At 71.6% G+C, this 15322-nt stretch carries 16 protein-coding genes; 7 read left to right on the top strand and 9 right to left on the bottom strand.

The features are described from left to right. Positions 1-8: 8 nt before the first annotated feature. Positions 9-593 (bottom strand): exonuclease domain-containing protein, encoded by a 585-nt coding sequence (locus AB5J87_RS35800; protein ID WP_369382925.1) that lies wholly within the window; start codon positions 591-593, stop codon positions 9-11. A gap of 130 nt (positions 594-723) precedes the next feature. Further along, complete coding sequence (locus tag AB5J87_RS35795) at positions 724-1410, bottom strand: HAD family hydrolase (RefSeq protein WP_369382924.1); 687 nt, start codon at positions 1408-1410, stop codon at positions 724-726. A gap of 353 nt (positions 1411-1763) precedes the next feature. Here AB5J87_RS35795 and AB5J87_RS35790 point away from each other — a divergent pair, with 353 nt between their 5' ends. Then, entirely contained in the window at positions 1764-2201 is a 438-nt protein-coding gene (locus AB5J87_RS35790; RefSeq protein ID WP_369382923.1) for a subtilase-type protease inhibitor, read from the top strand. A gap of 433 nt (positions 2202-2634) precedes the next feature. Beyond that, complete coding sequence (locus tag AB5J87_RS35785; RefSeq protein ID WP_369382922.1) at positions 2635-3501, top strand: NAD-dependent epimerase/dehydratase family protein; 867 nt, start codon at positions 2635-2637, stop codon at positions 3499-3501. Positions 3502-3778: 277 nt separating this feature from the next. Here the strand turns inward: AB5J87_RS35785 and AB5J87_RS35780 are convergent, their stop codons facing one another. Both AB5J87_RS35780 and AB5J87_RS35775 read right to left on the bottom strand, forming a co-directional pair. After that, positions 3779-5971 carry a hypothetical protein gene (locus AB5J87_RS35780; RefSeq protein WP_369382921.1) on the bottom strand — a complete coding sequence of 731 codons (2193 nt, stop codon included), beginning with the start codon at positions 5969-5971 and terminating at the stop codon, positions 3779-3781. Further along, complete coding sequence (locus AB5J87_RS35775) at positions 5968-6450, bottom strand: hypothetical protein (RefSeq protein WP_369382920.1); 483 nt, start codon at positions 6448-6450, stop codon at positions 5968-5970. Before AB5J87_RS35775 ends, AB5J87_RS35780 begins: the two co-directional genes overlap by 4 nt. A 468-nt stretch (positions 6451-6918) precedes the next feature. On the opposite strand from AB5J87_RS35775, the gene AB5J87_RS35770 reads away from it, so the two are divergent. Further along, positions 6919-8043 carry a hypothetical protein gene (locus tag AB5J87_RS35770; RefSeq protein ID WP_369382919.1) on the top strand — a complete coding sequence of 375 codons (1125 nt, stop codon included), beginning with the start codon at positions 6919-6921 and terminating at the stop codon, positions 8041-8043. A gap of 102 nt (positions 8044-8145) precedes the next feature. Here the strand turns inward: AB5J87_RS35770 and AB5J87_RS35765 are convergent, their stop codons facing one another. Continuing rightward, the gene (locus AB5J87_RS35765; protein ID WP_369382918.1) at positions 8146-8802 is read right to left on the bottom strand and encodes a hypothetical protein; all 657 of its coding nucleotides are present in this window, start codon (positions 8800-8802) and stop codon (positions 8146-8148) included. A gap of 416 nt (positions 8803-9218) precedes the next feature. Continuing rightward, positions 9219-9635 carry an arsenate reductase ArsC gene (locus tag AB5J87_RS35760; protein ID WP_369382917.1) on the bottom strand — a complete coding sequence of 139 codons (417 nt, stop codon included), beginning with the start codon at positions 9633-9635 and terminating at the stop codon, positions 9219-9221. 213 nt (positions 9636-9848) lie between these two features. Between AB5J87_RS35760 and AB5J87_RS35755 the strand changes: the two genes are divergently transcribed. Both AB5J87_RS35755 and AB5J87_RS35750 read left to right on the top strand, forming a co-directional pair. Then, positions 9849-10163, top strand: coding sequence for an ArsR/SmtB family transcription factor (locus tag AB5J87_RS35755; protein ID WP_369382916.1), 315 nt, complete (start codon positions 9849-9851; stop codon positions 10161-10163). A gap of 49 nt (positions 10164-10212) precedes the next feature. After that, positions 10213-11004: an aquaporin gene (locus AB5J87_RS35750; RefSeq protein WP_369382915.1), complete on the top strand. Its 792-nt coding sequence runs from the start codon at positions 10213-10215 to the stop codon at positions 11002-11004. A 93-nt stretch (positions 11005-11097) separates the two neighbouring features. On the opposite strand, the gene AB5J87_RS35745 is transcribed toward AB5J87_RS35750, so the two are convergent. After that, a complete protein-coding gene (locus tag AB5J87_RS35745; RefSeq protein ID WP_369382914.1) occupies positions 11098-11460 on the bottom strand; it encodes an ArsR/SmtB family transcription factor in 363 nt (120 codons plus the stop codon). A gap of 108 nt (positions 11461-11568) precedes the next feature. On the opposite strand from AB5J87_RS35745, the gene AB5J87_RS35740 reads away from it, so the two are divergent. Then, positions 11569-12882 carry an NAD(P)-binding domain-containing protein gene (locus AB5J87_RS35740; protein ID WP_369382913.1) on the top strand — a complete coding sequence of 438 codons (1314 nt, stop codon included), beginning with the start codon at positions 11569-11571 and terminating at the stop codon, positions 12880-12882. 292 nt (positions 12883-13174) lie between these two features. Here AB5J87_RS35740 and AB5J87_RS35735 read toward each other — a convergent pair whose 3' ends face one another. Both AB5J87_RS35735 and AB5J87_RS35730 read right to left on the bottom strand, forming a co-directional pair. Then, a complete protein-coding gene (locus tag AB5J87_RS35735) occupies positions 13175-13600 on the bottom strand; it encodes a thioredoxin family protein (RefSeq protein ID WP_369382912.1) in 426 nt (141 codons plus the stop codon). Positions 13601-13607: 7 nt separating this feature from the next. Further along, complete coding sequence (locus AB5J87_RS35730; protein ID WP_369382911.1) at positions 13608-14075, bottom strand: DUF4395 domain-containing protein; 468 nt, start codon at positions 14073-14075, stop codon at positions 13608-13610. A 501-nt stretch (positions 14076-14576) separates the two neighbouring features. Between AB5J87_RS35730 and AB5J87_RS35725 the strand changes: the two genes are divergently transcribed. Then, entirely contained in the window at positions 14577-15266 is a 690-nt protein-coding gene (locus tag AB5J87_RS35725) for a hypothetical protein (RefSeq protein WP_369382910.1), read from the top strand. Positions 15267-15322 lie beyond the last annotated feature (56 nt).

The raw sequence follows: 15322 nt of genomic DNA, 5'->3' as shown, positions 1-15322 counted from the left end.
ATGGGTCGTCAGTCGGGGTTTCCTGCCAATCCCGGCCAGTCCCCCCGTTCGGAGAGGTGCAGTACGAGCCCCGCGATGTTCCAGGCGTCGTCCTCACCCCGGTGGTGACGGCCTTCGAGGCGCCGCCCGGCAATCTCCAGGGCCTGCGCCATCCCGGGGCGCTTGCGCAGGCCGTACGCCTGGGTGAAGACGGCCTTGGCGTTGGTGTGGTGGCGGCCGAAAGGGTAGGGCGTCCGGGTGGCCCGGCACTGCCGTGTGAACTGGTTGCGGTCGTAGTCGCCCCAGCTCACCCACGGCCGGGTGCCCGCGCCGTGCTCGGCCGCCAGCAACCGGCACACCTCGGCGAAGGCGAGCCCCTGATCCACCTCGTCCTGTGTCAACCCGGTCAGTTCCGTGCAGAACGCGCTGACCCTGGACCGGGCGGGCCGCACTACAATCCGGTGCCGGGCAAGACGCCGGCCCGCGTCGAGGTCGATGACGGTCAGCCCGACCTCGATGATCTCGCTGACCTCGCCCGGCGGCCGGGAGCCGGGCCAGCAGGTCGCTTCGACGTCCACGACGTTGATGAGGCTCTCGGGCCGGGTGCTGTCCACGGCGGGAAGCGTAGGTAGAACCAGCGGCTGGGGCACGTGGTTTTCGTGTCGCGCAATCTACGCGCTCGGCCCGGTGAGCGGGGTTGTCCAGGTCGGCTCCGTCGCCGTGATCGCACCAGCCACAGCGAGATCATTCCACTGTGGTTGCCCCCTCCAGCCGGTGAGGACGGGGCCCGGATACGAAGGCGAGGACGTCGCGGACTACCTCGTACAGGCTGCTGAAGTGACGATGCACGCCTTCGACCGCCACAGGAGTGTTGACGCCCCACACCGTCATCCCGGCACGCAGCCCGGACTGCACCCCGGAGGGGGCGTCCTCGATGACCAGACAGTTCTCCGGTTGGGCACCAAGTTGCGCGGCTGCCTGCAGATACGGCACCGGCGACGGCTTGCCCTCCGTTACCGCGGCCGCATCCACGACAACCTTCGGAACCGGCAGGCCCGTCCGTGAGAAACGTCCACGAACGCGGTGCTCGTAGTTCGAGGTCACCAGCGCCCAGGCCCCGGGCGGCAGAGCATTGAGCAGTTCCGAGGCGCCGTCGAAGGCCGTATACACGCCGGAACGGACGTCCTCGTCTTCCAGCTCGTGCAGTACGGCCAGGCACTCCCGGGGGTCCTGGTCCGGGGCAACCTGCGCGAACGTCTCCATCGGCCTCGTCCGCAGGGCCACTCGGTAGACCTCATCAGGGTCCAGCCCGTATCGCTCTGCCCACATGTGCCAGACCAAGCGCTGATTGTCCACGGCGTCAATCAACGTGCCATCGACATCAAATAGGACATACCTCATCGCACCAGGACGGTTGGCTTCACTGATCACGTCCCGATCATGCCATCAGGTCCTGGGCCAGCAGTTTGCGGGGACATGCCTTCTCCGCCTCCCTCCCCTCCTGTCAGAGAATGGCGCGTTCTGCCGCCTGGCACGATTCACTCCCGCTCACTGCCGCGCCGAACGGCACGTCCACCCTTCCCCGCCCTCTCTTGGCGAGTTATTGGCTGCCTTTCCCCGCGCTTCTTCCCAAGACTGTGCGAATCAGGCTGTTACGAGACAGCCCCTGCCACAGGAGCCGATCCGAGCGCGGACGAACACTCTGCCCGGATGCATGCCGGCGCTGTGCTCAGGTCGACTCCCGTACGTCCGTAGACCGATGGACGCAGACTGAAGGAGCCATCTTGACGACCCGTAAGTTCGTGCCCATCACCGCCCTTTCAGCGGTCGCAGCCACGGCTGCCGCGCTGGTGTGGGGTTCGGCCCCGGCGTCCGCCACCCCCGAACCCGTCGCCCCACGGCACGCTCCCACGGCCCTGGTGCTCACCGTCGGCCAGGGAGAATCGTTGACAACGACCTCCCCCGACCGTGCTGTCACCCTGACCTGCGGCTACGCCCCAGCAGGTACGCACCCCACACCCGCGGCGGCGTGCGACGCGCTTCAGGCGTCAGGGGGTGAACTTGCCGCCCTCACACCTGCCTCCGGACAGTTCTGCGCGTTCATCTACCTTCCCGTCACCGTGACATTGCAGGGGTCCTGGCGAGGACACCGGGTCAATGAGGCCCGCACCTTCGCCAACAGCTGCATCAAGGACCTTCACGGGCCGCTCGTGCGCTTCTGAGCCTGTCCCCCTCGCTCAGAACAGCCGGAAGAACTCCCCCGCTGAGCGGCGTCATCGCGTGAGACACATGCCAGGGTGTGTACGGCCGCTGCACACCCGCCGGGGGGCGACATGCATGCCCGGCCACGCGTCACAGCGCATCCCATTTACTTTCTCCCCGTCCGCTCTTTCATGGAAAACAGGAGGGCGGAACCTTCCGGAGGAATTCGGTCTGGGGCCGATGACACCTCGTCCGACCTGCCGTCATAAGCCGTGGTGATCGAACGGTGCGATCTTCGGCGTTGATGAGCGCGGCGCGCGACCTCATGATCGGCAACGGCTCGGAGCCTCGGTGCGACAGCAGTGCACACCGCGCCGCCGCGGCTTCGGCCTCCCCGCTTTCATCCAGCACCCGACCACCAGGGTGCTTTGTCCCCTTGAAAGGTCATTCCCCATGAAGGTCCTCCTCGTCGGTGCCTCCGGCTACATCGGCTCCGCCGTCTCCTCGCACCTGGCCGCCGCCGGTCACCAAGTAGTCGCGCTGGTACGGACGCCCGGACGCTCGGACGTAGGACACGAGCAGCGCGTCGGAGATCTGACCGACCCCACCTCTCTCTCCCGCGCGGTGACCTCCGACATCGACGCCGTCATCAACCTCGCCACCCCTACCGGCGACGCCTCGGCGGACGCCGCTGCCACCACCGCACTCACCGATCCGCTGCGCGGCACCGGGCGCGCCTTCGTCTACGCGAGCGGCGTCTGGGTCCTGGGCGTCACCGGCCCGGACGCCGCCGACGAGAGCGCCCCGGTCAACCCCCTGCCGATCGTCGGATACCGCCCGTCCATCGAGCGCCAGGTCCTCGACCTCGCCGCCCACGGCGTACGGGCGACCGTGATCCGCCCCGGCGTCGTACACGGCAACGGTGGTGGCATACCGGCGCTGCTCGTCGAACTCGCCCGCAAGCACGGGCATCCGACGTATGTCGGCGACGAGACCGTGCGCTGGCCGATGGTGCACGTCGAGGACCTGGCCGAGCTGTTCGTCGCCACCGTCGAGAGGGCCCCCGCCGGAAGTCTGTGGCACGGTGTCGCCGAGTCCGCGGTGCTCGTACGCGACCTCGCGGCGGCAGCCGGTGCGGTGGCCGGGGTCGCCGGGGAAGCCCAGCCGTGGCCCCTGGAGGACGCCCGTGCGGAGCTCGGCACGCCGTTCGCCGACGCGCTCGCCCTCGACCAGACCGTCAGCGGGGATGCGGCGCGGACCAGCCTCGGCTGGCTGCCACGCCGCGCTGGAGCGGTCGCCGACGTGCGCGAACTCTCCTGACCGCGCGCGGCTCGGCTCCGTCGGCAACACCGGCAGAGCCGGGCCCGTCGCCGTCGGTCGGGGCGACACCACGGACACGGGCCACTTGCGGCTCCGGTGCCCGCGCACCAGCGGCGGCGAGCCGGTCGTCAGGGACAGCGCCTGGAACCGCATCTGGTTCAGCGATCTGGGCAGCGACGACGACAACGAAGCGGGCAGCTCGGACGGCTGGGGCTCCGACGGCGGGGACGGCAGGACGGCGGCGGAGGCGATGGGGGCGGCAGGACCGTGGCGGCGATTAGCGTCGGCGCGTGGCCGCCAGCAATTGCCGTATCGCCGTGACGGCAAGGCTCACGGCCAGTGCGGTCTCCAGGCCGTAGGCCAGGCACCAGCGGGCGTCGCGGTAGCCCAGGTCGTCGTTGGTGACGGTCAGGGCGACGCCGATTCCCGTGAGGACGGCGATGACGGTCGGGCGGAGAACGGGATGGGGCTGCGGCCGGACGGCGAAGGCGGCGGCCACCCCCGCACAGGAGGAGCACAACACCATCGCGGGGCCCAGGAGCGTGGCGGGGTGGCCGGTGAGGAGTCGGGTGTACCAGTCCGAGGACAGGGCCACCGCGGCGAACGCGATGATCGCCGCGCACCCGGCCCACCCGCGCGGGGTACGGCCCCAGTCCTCACGTGTCCGCGGCGGAGCCGCTCCCGCGCTTACGCCCAGCAGGCGGCCGAGCGCCGGGGCGCCGAGCAGGACGGCCACGGCGGGCACCAGCCACGAGAGGTCGGAGAGATAGTTGTCGACGGCTGTCGCGTTGGCCTCGGTGACGGCGAGCAGCAGTCCCGGCAGCCGGCGCAGCGGCGAATCGGAGTGTTCGACGAACAGGTATTGGAGGTGCAGGCCGAACAGGATGGGCGCACACGTGACCAGCACGGCGGCCACCGCCGCCGTCGGCAGCAGGCCGAGGAGCCACGGATGCCCGGCCCGCGCGAGGGCCCCGGCCCAGGCGGAGGCGAGGAACCCCAGCCAGCCGGTGAGCAGCCAGGCCATCCCCGCCGGTATCGCGATGTGCCCGGCTTCGACGCCCGGTGAGGCTCCGGGAAGCAGCATGGGTGTGTTGAGTTCGCTGGGGGCAAGCAGGCTGCCCGTCACGACACCCAGGCTCAGTCCGTACCTCAGCGCGGTCAGGCGCAGGGTGGTGCCGGATGTCTGGGCGTGGAGACCCGCGCGCAGGACGCCCAGGGCGAGCAGCGCCGACAGCAGGACCGTGAGCGGAACGGGCTGCCAGAACGTATTGACGCTGCCCACACCGATCTGGGCGGGCGGAGACCTGCTCGGGTCCCAGACGAGGACCAGGCAGACGCCGAGCACCAGGGAGAGGCCGAACGAAGGGGTCAGCAGCGGCGCCGGATCCGTCAGCGCCGCCGCTCTGGCCTGCGGTAAGGGGTGAAGGAGCGCCACCTTGTGGAGGAAGCCGCGTCGGCGGGACGGAGCGAGCGTCTGCCCTGCCGCTGTGTTCCGGTCTGCCATCGTGGTGCGGCCCGCCACCGTAGTCCGATCCGCCGCCAGGACGCGTTCGAGCGGACGGGGGTCGCGCTGCCACTGAGCGACCCGCGCGTCAGCCTCGAACTCGCGGCTCTGCAGCACTGCCGCGCGGGCCAGTGCCAGGACGCCTGCCATGCCGACCAGCTGGGCGAGTTGGCCCAGGCTCAGCCAGACGTGCACACCGAAGGGGATCGGCAGCACGGCTCCCACCATGCTCGGGGCGAACACCGCGACGCCGTAAGCACGCAGAAAGGCCAGGGTCACCAGCGTCAAGTCAAGGTCGCAGTTGCGCAGATGGGCCAGCTCATGAAGGACCAGGGCCTCGAATCCGGCCTGGTCGGCATCGCGCAGACCGATCACGCCCCGTCCCAGGACGACGTGCCGACGTCCGACTCTGCCGCGCGCGACCCCGGTCCTCCGTGCGTCCAGCAGGTCGAGCCAGAAGCGGACGGGCACGCCCGGCACCGCCCGCGAGGCCAGCCGAACCACGTCGTGGTGCAGGTCCGGGAAGCGGTCTGCCGTGATCTCCACTACCCCGGGGCGGCGCGTGCGGCGCGTGGATCCCAGCCAGTACTGAGCGAACGTCAGCACAGCGAGGAGCGCCACCATGAGGAGGAACGGCATGGTCTGGTCGGCACGGCGGTGTATGGCCCCGCACTCTTCCGTGCCGGGCAGGTGTCGGCCGCTGAACCAGATCCGCAAGGCGGCATCCGTGCCCCCGACCCGGTCGATCGCCGTGCGGACGCAGGAGTTCCCCGGACCCGGCACAGCGCCCTCGCGCCCGAGGACGACTCCGTAGAAGGCGGGGTGGGCGATCACCGAGAAGGCCAGGACCGACGCGATGAGGAGGAGGAAGGCCGACAGGGTGGCCGAGGGCAGGACGAACGCGAGAGGTCGGCGCCGGGCTGTCGCGGGAGACGTCTCCGGTGCGCGGTCGGCGGCCCCGGTCACCGAGGAGCGTCGCCGGGGCCGCCGAGGAACTCCACCACCGCGTCGGCGAGCAGTCCGGCCCGGTCCTCGGACAGTCCCAGGAGTACGGCCCGGCGCTGCGCCACGCCCCTGACTCCGTCCAGTTGCTCCGCGGTCAGCGGCTGCGGTGCCGTGTCCGCGGCCCGCCCGCCGGGGCGTGCGCCGTCTTCCGGGTCACCGTCAGCGTTCGCGGCGCGGGAGCGCCTTCGCCCGGCGAACCATGCGGTCAGCCGACCTGACAGCGAGGCCCCCGCCTGCTGGGCCAGGCTTTTCAGGACGTCCTGCGCCACGCCCACCGCAACCGTGGTCACCAGCACGGCCGATGCCTCGTCGGCGCCGAACCCCAGCGGGTCGTCATGACGTCGCCTGCGGTCCGCGCCATGTTCCAGGGCTGCCCGGGCGGTCTCGTCGAACAGGTCCAGCTCCTCGGGGGCCAGACGCCCCACGGCGTGGCGGGCCACGGCAAGGACTCTCGTGTCGCCGCTCGCCGACTCCGCCACAGCCCCTCCCCACCATCCCGGCCGGATCAACTGGGCTCAGAGTAATGGCAGTTGAGTGCAAGGGCAGGTCCCCGGCATCAGACGGTCCGGGTCGAGCGTGAATGATCCGACGGGCTGCCCACACGAGCCCCGGCCTCCGCACCGCTCGCCTTGGCGGCGTTCACCCGCGCGCGAACAAGGCGTGGTCCACCACGTCGTCAGCGATATGTCCGAAACATTTCAGTGCACCGCTTCCTCCGCTCCGGGGGCGGTGACAGGGCATCAGGGCAGTGCCAGAGTGTTTCACGTGAAACGTCGCGGGCCCCGGCCGGACCCGCCCCCCAACCCTGTTGCTCCCCATTTTTTCCGGGACGCCAGGGCTTGAGAGTACGTGTCACTTCAGCATGCCCCGCCCGCTGAAGCCGGGCTGTGGGCTGGAGAGGGAACTCGATGGGTGCATGGCAGTGGAGCGACCAGGCAAGCCCCACCCCCACGGTCGGCGTCAGGGCCACGGCGGGCGCCGTCACCATGAAGGACGACCCGCAGGCCGTGCAGCGGCCGTACGCCTTCGTGCGCGGCTACGACTCACGCCTGCACGTCAACTGGTGGGACGGCAAGGCATGGCACTGGAGCGACCAGGGCACGCCGAACGGTCGCACGATCAGCGAGAAGGTCGGCGCCATCACGGTCCAGGACGGCCCTCAAGCTCAGCAGCGGCCATACGCCTTCGTCATCGCCGACGACTCGAAGCTGTACGTCAACTGGTGGGACGGCGCGGCATGGCACTGGAGCGACCAGGGCGCCCCGAACGGGCGGTCGATCCGCGAGGCTGTCGGAGTGGTCTCCGTCAGGGACGACCCGAACGCGAAGCAGCGCCCGTACGCCTTCGTCATCACCGACGACTCCCGGCTCTGGGTGAACTGGTGGGACGGCAGCAGCTGGCACTGGGCCGACCAGGGCACGCCGCCGAGCCACACGATCTCCCGTCCCCTCGGCGTCACCACCATGAAGGACACCCCGAACTCCTTCACCCGCCCGTACGCCTTCGTCATCACCGAGGACTCCCGGGTCTGGGTGAACTGGTGGGACGGCAGCAGCTGGCACTGGGCCGACCAGGGCGCACCGTCGGGGCAGCCGGTGAGGAAGGGTGTCGGTGCCATCAGCGTCCAGAACGATCCGAACGCGGCGGAGCGGCCGTACGCCTTCGTGGAAGGCTATGACTCCAGGCTCTATGTGAACTGGTGGGACGGGAGCAAGTGGAACTGGAGCGACCAAGGGGCGCCCAGCGGGCGGTTCATCCTCGACTCCGTGGGCGTGGTCACGATGAAGGACGACCCGAACGCCTTCACCCGCCCCTACGTTTTCGTGATCGCCGACGACTCGAAGCTGTACGTCAACTGGTGGGACGGCGCGGCGTGGCACTGGGCCGCGCAGAACACCCCGCCCGGACGCGTCATCGAGCGCCCCGGTGAAGCGATCACCATGCAGGACAACCCCAGCGCCACGCAGCGGCCGTACGCCTTCGTCATCACCGACGACTCCGACCTGTGGGTCAACTGGTGGTCGCTGCCGTAGGGGCACCCGCGCCTGGGGCGGGCCGGTGGGCAGTACCCGGCGGCCCGCCCGGAGCAGACAGAGCACCACCAGCGAACAGCCGTCGGCGTCAACCCGGTCCGGCTACGGGCAGAGTCCCTCTCCCCTGCTCAGCGCCACGGTGGTGGTCACTCGGGTGAGGCACGGGCGCGGGGGTACGGAACCGAAGCCGAAGCGCACCGGCGGCGTGACCGGCGCCATCGGTCCGAGGTCAACCCCCTCGAAGGCCGCCGAAACCGTGCGCATTGGCCGCAGGTCCCGCGCCCCGTACCACTCCGTGCGGCCTCCTCCCGCGCTCCCCCGGGTCCGCACCCCGCTCAGCAGCAGGCGGGCCGGGACGTCCGTCAGAGCGCTCCACACCGGGCGGCGCGCCAGCACGGCGGGGACGGCGCGGAGCGCCAGCCCGAGAGGGCCGCGTCGGCCGACGACGAAGCGTAGCTCCAGCGACGGGGACGCCACGCTCCAGCTCTCGCCGGACACCGTCACCTCGACCGGACCGACACGGATGTCGTCGAAGGCGTAGGTGGAGCGGATGAAGTCGGCCGTCCGCTGTGTGGGGGCGATGAGCAGACGCTCACCACTGCGGTGCTCCAGCATCACGTCGCTGAACGGCCCGAACGGGGTGCGCTGCCAGTGCCCGAGCACGATCCGGGTGCCGCTCGCGGTGCCGAGGCCCGCGATCCACCCGTCGAACCGCAGCCAAGAACGCGATGACTGTGCGGTGGTGAGAATGCGGTTCATGCCGACGCTCCCGCGCAGAGGCCCGTGACGGTCGCGGGCCACAACCGGAGCTCAATCTACCGGCGGAGCACGCAGGCGCGCACGGCGTGCGGTGACGTCACGCTCAACTCGTTCCTCAGTCACCGGCTCCCGGGGACGCGGGTGACGTCCCCGCTCGAACGAGGCCGTGGTGAGGACGGAGGGCCGGGGCCGCAGCGCACCCGACGCGTCCGGTGGGCGCGGCTCCAGGCGCCCGGAGCCAGGGGCCGTGGCGGGGAGCGGCGATGCCGACGGAAGGGCGCACACGGCCGGGCTCCCCGCCTCACCAGCGCAGGGCGGCACCGGGACCGGACAACGCTGCACGAACCAGCCAGACTGGTGGTGCCCGGCGGGGCCTGTTGTCGCAGCGCTCGTGACGCCCGGGTCCCCCGGGCCGGTCAGTCAGTCCCGTCCGGCGCGATCTCCGCGATCAGGCCCTCGACCAGCACCTTGATCGCGTCGCGGATGGGGCGTACGGCCTCGACACCCTGTCCGGCCGGGTCCTCCAGCTGCCAGTCCAGGTACCGCTTGCCGGGGAAGACGGGGCAGGTGTCGCCGCAGCCCATCGTGATGCAGACGTCGGCCTCCCTGACCGCGTCGGCGGTGAGGACCTTCGGGGTTTCGGCGGAGATGTCGATGCCGACCTCGCGCATGGCCTCGACGGCGGCCGGGTTGACTTCCCTGCCCGGGCTGGAGCCCGCCGAGCGGACCTCGACGCGGTCTCCGGCGAGGTGGGTCAGCCAGGCGGCGGCCATCTGGGAGCGGCCCGCGTTGTGGACGCAGACGAAGAGCACGGAGGGCTTGGCGGAGGGCATGGCTTCCTCTTTCGCGGAAGGGGTCAACAGGTGGGGTGCGCAGGGGTGTTCGGGTTGCGGGGGGCCCGGCCGGCGGAGCCCGTCGCACAGCGGGTGCCCGAGGAGAGGAGATGGGGACGCGGTTACGAGGCGGCCATGGCGCACTCCGCCCGAGGAGCCTGTGATATCAGTACGTACTGGTGTCAGCCCAGAGTGATGTGACAGTATCAGCCCATGATGACGTCAGTCGACACTGATCTGATCCGGGTTCTCGCCGACCCCCTCCGGCTCCAGATCGTGACCCTCCTCGCCCGCGAGACGCTGTGCACCACCCACCTCGTGGAGGAGACGGGCGCCAAGCAGACCAACCTGTCCAACCACCTGAAGGTCCTGCGCGAGGCCGGGGTCGTCGAGACGGAACCGTGCGGGCGGTTCACCTACTACCGGCTGCGCCCGGACGTCATCGCCACCCTCGCCGACCAGTTCGCCGACCTCGCCCAGCGCGCGCGACTCACCGCCGAAGCGAACATCAAACGATCCTGCCCCTAGAACCCACCTGCGCCCCCTTCTTCCTCCTCACCTGCCACAGGAGACGTCCTTGACCGCCACCGAGCCCGTCGGTGCCGCCCCTGCGGGGGCCGTCATACCCGCCGACGCGCCCCAGCCGTCCCCCGGCGCCACCCCGCCCCGCGCCCCGCTCGTCTCCCGGGCCGCCGCCGAGTTCATCGGCACGGCGGCCCTGGTGGCGGTCGTCGTCGGTTCGGGCATCCAGGCCACCGAACTCAGCCGGGACGTCGGCCTTCAGCTCCTGGCCAACTCGCTCGCCACGGTCTTCGGCCTCGGCGTGCTGATCACTCTCCTCGGCCCCGTCTCCGGCGCCCACTTCAACCCCGCCGTCACCCTGGCCGAGTGGTGGTCCGCCCGGCGCGGCGGCGCCGGGGTCGGCGCCCGCGAGGTGGCGGTGTACGTGCCCGCGCAGATCTCCGGGGCCGTGGCGGGCGCCGTCCTGGCGGACGCGATGTTCGGTGAGCCGCTGGTGAAGTGGTCCACGCACGACCGCTCGGCCGGACATCTGCTGCTGGGCGAGGTGGTGGCCACGGCCGGGCTGATCCTGCTGGTCTTCGGCTTGGCCCGCACCGACCGCCTCCGCTTCGCCCCGGCCGCGGTGGCCTCGTACATCGGCGCCGCCTACTGGTTCACCTCGTCGACCTCGTTCGCCAACCCAGCGGTGACGATCGGCCGCGCCTTCACGGACACCTTCGCGGGCATCGAGCCGGCCTCGGTTCCGGGGTTCGTCTGTGCCCAGCTGGCCGGAGCCGTGGTGGGTCTGGCGCTGGTGGCGGTCGTCTTCCTCCGCCCGGGGACCGGCAGCGAGGAGCCGACCGTATGACGCGCCTGGTGGACGTGGTGGTGATCGGCGGCGGCCAGGCCGGGCTCGCCGCCACCAGCCTCCTGCGCTGACGCGGGGCGCGAAAGGCGGGGTTCAGTGCGCGGCGGTCAGCAACTGCCCCATCGCCGCCAGCACTGCGGGCTCGACCCGGTAGTACACCCACGTCCCACGCCGCTCCGAGCCGAGCAGGCCAGCGTCCTTGAGCTTCTTCAGGTGGTGGGAGACGGTCGGCTGCGAGACGCCGACGTCGGAGATGTCGCACACGCACGCCTCGCCGCCCTCGTGCGAGGCGACCAGCGAGAACAGCCGCAGCCGCACGGGATCCCCGAGCGCCTTGAACATCGTCGCGGTGCGTTCGGCCTCTTCGGCCGTCAGCGGCCGTTCGGTCAGCGGCGGGCAGCACGGGGCGACGGGCTCGTTGAGGGCCGGCAGCTCCACCGCACCTGAATTCGACATGAGTCAATATTGACATCCATCGATGCGGTGGAGCAAGCTCGGAACCGCCCAAGACATCGATACCTGTCGAATCAGAAGATCGACGGCCCCCCTCCTCCGGAGCACGCGATGAGCGAGAGCACCCCCACCGCCCTGCCGACCGTGGTCATCGGAGCCGGCCCGATCGGCCTGGCCGCCGCCGCCCAGCTCGTCGAGCGCGGCATCACCCCGCTCGTCCTGGAAGCGGGTCCGACCGCCGCCCGCGCGGTGCGCGAGTGGTCGCACGTACGGCTCTTCTCCACCTGGGCCGAGCTCGTCGACCCGGCCGCCGAGAAGCTCCTCGCCCCCACGGGATGGGTCAAGCCGGACAGCGCCTCCTACCCCACCGGCGGTGACTGGGCCGCCCAGTACCTCCGGCCCCTCGCCGACGTCCTGGGCGACCGGGTCCGCTACGGCTCCCACGTGACCGGTGTCTCCCGCACCGGCCGCGACCGGGTCGTCGACGCCGACCGCGCACAGCAGCCCTTCACCGTCCACATCACGCAGGCGGACGGCCGCGAGGAACGCCTGTCGGCACGCGCCGTGATCGACGCCTCCGGCACCTGGTCCACCCCCGCGCCCCTCGGCGGCGACGGCCTGCCCGCACTCGGCGAGCACACGGCCGCCGACCGTATCTCCTACCGCGTGCCCGACCTCAAGGACCCCGCCGTACGCGTCCGTTACGCGGGCAAGCGCACGGCCGTGATCGGCTCCGGCGCCTCCGCGTTCACCGCCCTCGTCTCCTTGGCCGAACTCGCCAAGGAGGTTCCCGGCACCCACGCGGTGTGGATCCTGCGGCGCGGTCTGAGCGGTTCCACCTTCGGGGGCGGCGCGGCCGACCAGCTCCCCGCCCGCGGCGCCCTGGGCCTGGCCGCCAAGGCCGCCGTCGACAACGGCACCGCCGACGCGGTCACCGGATTCCGTACCGCCGCCGTCGAACCGTCCGGTGACCGGCTCGTTCTCATCGGTGAGGACGGCCGCCGCCTGGACCCGGTCGACGAGGCCATCGGCCTCACCGGATTCCGCCCCGACCTCACCTTCGTCGGCGAACTGCGCCTCGCACTCGACGAACGCCTCCAGGCCCCGGTCGCCCTGGCCCCGCTGATCGACCCCAACGTCCACTCCTGCGGCACCGTCTACCCGCACGGCGTGAACGAGCTCTCCCACCCGGAACAGGACGTGTACCTGGTCGGCATGAAGTCCTACGGCCGCGCCCCGACCTTCCTCGCCATGACCGGCTACGAGCAGGTCCGCTCCATCGCCGCCGCCCTCGCCGGAGACCAGGAGGCCGCCGAGCGGGTCGAGCTGACGCTGCCCGAGACCGGCGTCTGCGGCGGTGCGGGCCTGTTCGACGAGCCCGAAGCCGCCGCGTCGGGCGGCTGTTGCGCGGCCCCCGCCACGTAGGCGACTCCCGCCTGGACGGGCGGCAGTTCCACAGATGGGCCGGGTTTCCGTCGTACCGTCCGACGATCCATCGCCCTGGTGTCGCACGCCTGCCCTGCCAAATCGGTGGACCGCCTACTTTCGGCCCTCCCCACCAGCCAGCACCGGAGTCGCCCCGCACGGACAATCCGTACGGCGACGGGCAGGCCGCCCCCCGCCCCCCGCCGCGTGGTGCCTACGGGTGACTGCTGGGGGTGGCCGCCAGACCCGCGCCGCTGCCGCGCCCGGTGTGACACCGCCGGGCGGCTCCCCCTCAGTCCGCCGCGGCCAGCTCCACCGCCGCCGTCACGTCGGCCCGGGTCGGCGGCCCGGAGGCGCGGCGCACGACGCGGCCTGCGCGGTCCAGGACGAGCACCGTCGGTGTGCGCATCACCTCGACGCGGCGGACGAGATCGAGCCGCACCTCGGCATCGATGTCCACCAGACGCACACCCGGTGTCCCGGCTGCCACGTCGGCCAGCAGGCGCCGCGTGCTCGGGCAGACCGCGCAGAGTGCCGTCGAGAACTGCACCAGCGTCGCCCGATCACCGAGCGGTGCGCCGAGCTCCTGCGAGGACAGCTGGATCGCGGCGCTCCTGCCGCGGTGCAACCTGCCGTCGCGACGGGCGCGGACCAGCCCGAAGACGGTGGCGGCGGCCAGCACGGCGACGGCCGCGATCAGTCCGGTCGGATCGGTCACGGCTGCCTCACCCGTGGCCGAGCCGGGCCCGGCCGCGGACCGCGAGCAGATACAGCTCGCAGCCCAGGCAGTAGGCGAAGGCCGCGTTCAGGAAGGCCGCCGCGAGCGCCGCCGCGCCCGCGGTGATGCCGAGCCAGGTGGCACCGGACAGATAACCGGCTGCCCCGACCGCCGCGAAGCCGAGCCCGACCGCCTGCGCGAACCGCGGCGGCCTCGCGTCCTCCAGCTCTTGCGGCGGCCTGATCCGGGGGCTTACCAGCCGCCGGTAGAGCCAGCCGTACGGGGAACGGCGCACCCCCAGAACGGCGCCGAGGGCGAAGACGACGGCCTGGGCCACGAGCAGCGCGCCGCTGCCGGTGGCCAGGGCCAGGAGAAGGACGAGGGTCGTGAGCCCGGCGGCGAAGCGCGGCCCTCGCGGGTCGATGCGGGCGGGGGTGCCGGGAGTGGAGTGGGAGGCTGAGGCCGGGTCGGGCATGGGGGTGCTCCTGAGCGAGACGGATCCTGGTGTGTCGGGCGCGCGGTCAGTGACACGCGGCGGACCACACGCGACCGAAGTCGATGTGGGCCCTGATGACCAGGTGCATCGCGGAGTGCATGGCGCCATTGCAGCAGCCGCCCCCGCCACGGTCAATCACCGCCCGCCTGCCGGACGGGCGGAGGCATCGGCAGCCCGTGCGCAGTACTGGCCCGGGGCCCCCGGCGGACATACCGGCGGCACGGCGACCCCACCGCCCGTAGAGATGCACCGTATTGACCAGTTATTCAACACTCACCCGTTTGATTCTTCTTGTGATACAGCCCACCGCGGCACGGCGGCCCTGTGCCCCTCCCCGACCGCGACCGCGCGCCGCCGGGCCCAACTCCCGCCCGCTGTCGGCCCGCTGGCCCGGCGGCGGGAATCCGTCCGTTCAGCACGCGCCCCGAGCGCTTCATGCGGCGTACCGGCGGCCCTGTCGGCGCTGGATACGTTGTGCCGGTGCGCGGACCGGAGAGCTTGCCGAGGCGGGCCTCGAAGGGGCTGCTCTGCGCTTTCGCATGCCTGTCGCTGGGCGCGGTCAGCCACCTCGCCGCCGGCGGCCGGCTGCCCGGTCCCGGTGGGCTCGGGCTCGTCTTCGCCGCGCTGACCGTCGTGGGCACCGCGCTCTTCGGCGGTCGCCGACGGCGCTTCGAGGTGACCACGCTCGCGCTCGGCGCGATCCAGTTCGGCCTCCACCTCGCCTTCCACCGTCTGTCGATGTCCCACGGCAGCCACTCACCCGCGATGTCGGGGATGAGCGGCATGGCCGGGATGAGCGACATGGCCGGGATGACCGCCGGTGGCACCGAGCAGCACACCATGACCGGTCACGCGCCGGGCTCGCACATGGGCATGGACATGGCCGTAATGGGCCATGCGGGCTCCGGGCACGCCATGACGGCCGGGATGACCCTGGCGCACGCCGCGGCCACGCTCGGGACGGCGCTGTGCGTCATCCACGGGGAGCGGATCCTGCGGCGCCTGGCCGCGCTGGTCCTGCCGCGCCTTCCCAGCGCCGAACGCCCGTCGCTCCCCGTACCGTCCAGGCGGCGCCCGCTGCCGCCGCCTGCCCCGGCCGTTCTCCACACCGCCGTTCTCTTCACCCGCTGCCGCCCTCGGCGCGGCCCTCCCCCGGTGATGCCCGCCTGATCGCACGTACGCGATCACGACACCCGCCGCGCTCGCGGCGGCTCCCATCACCTATC

The sequence above is a fragment of the Streptomyces sp. cg36 genome, from assembly GCF_041080675.1.
GTDB lineage: Bacteria > Actinomycetota > Actinomycetes > Streptomycetales > Streptomycetaceae > Streptomyces.
This window is presented reverse-complemented; position numbering and strand designations above follow the sequence as displayed.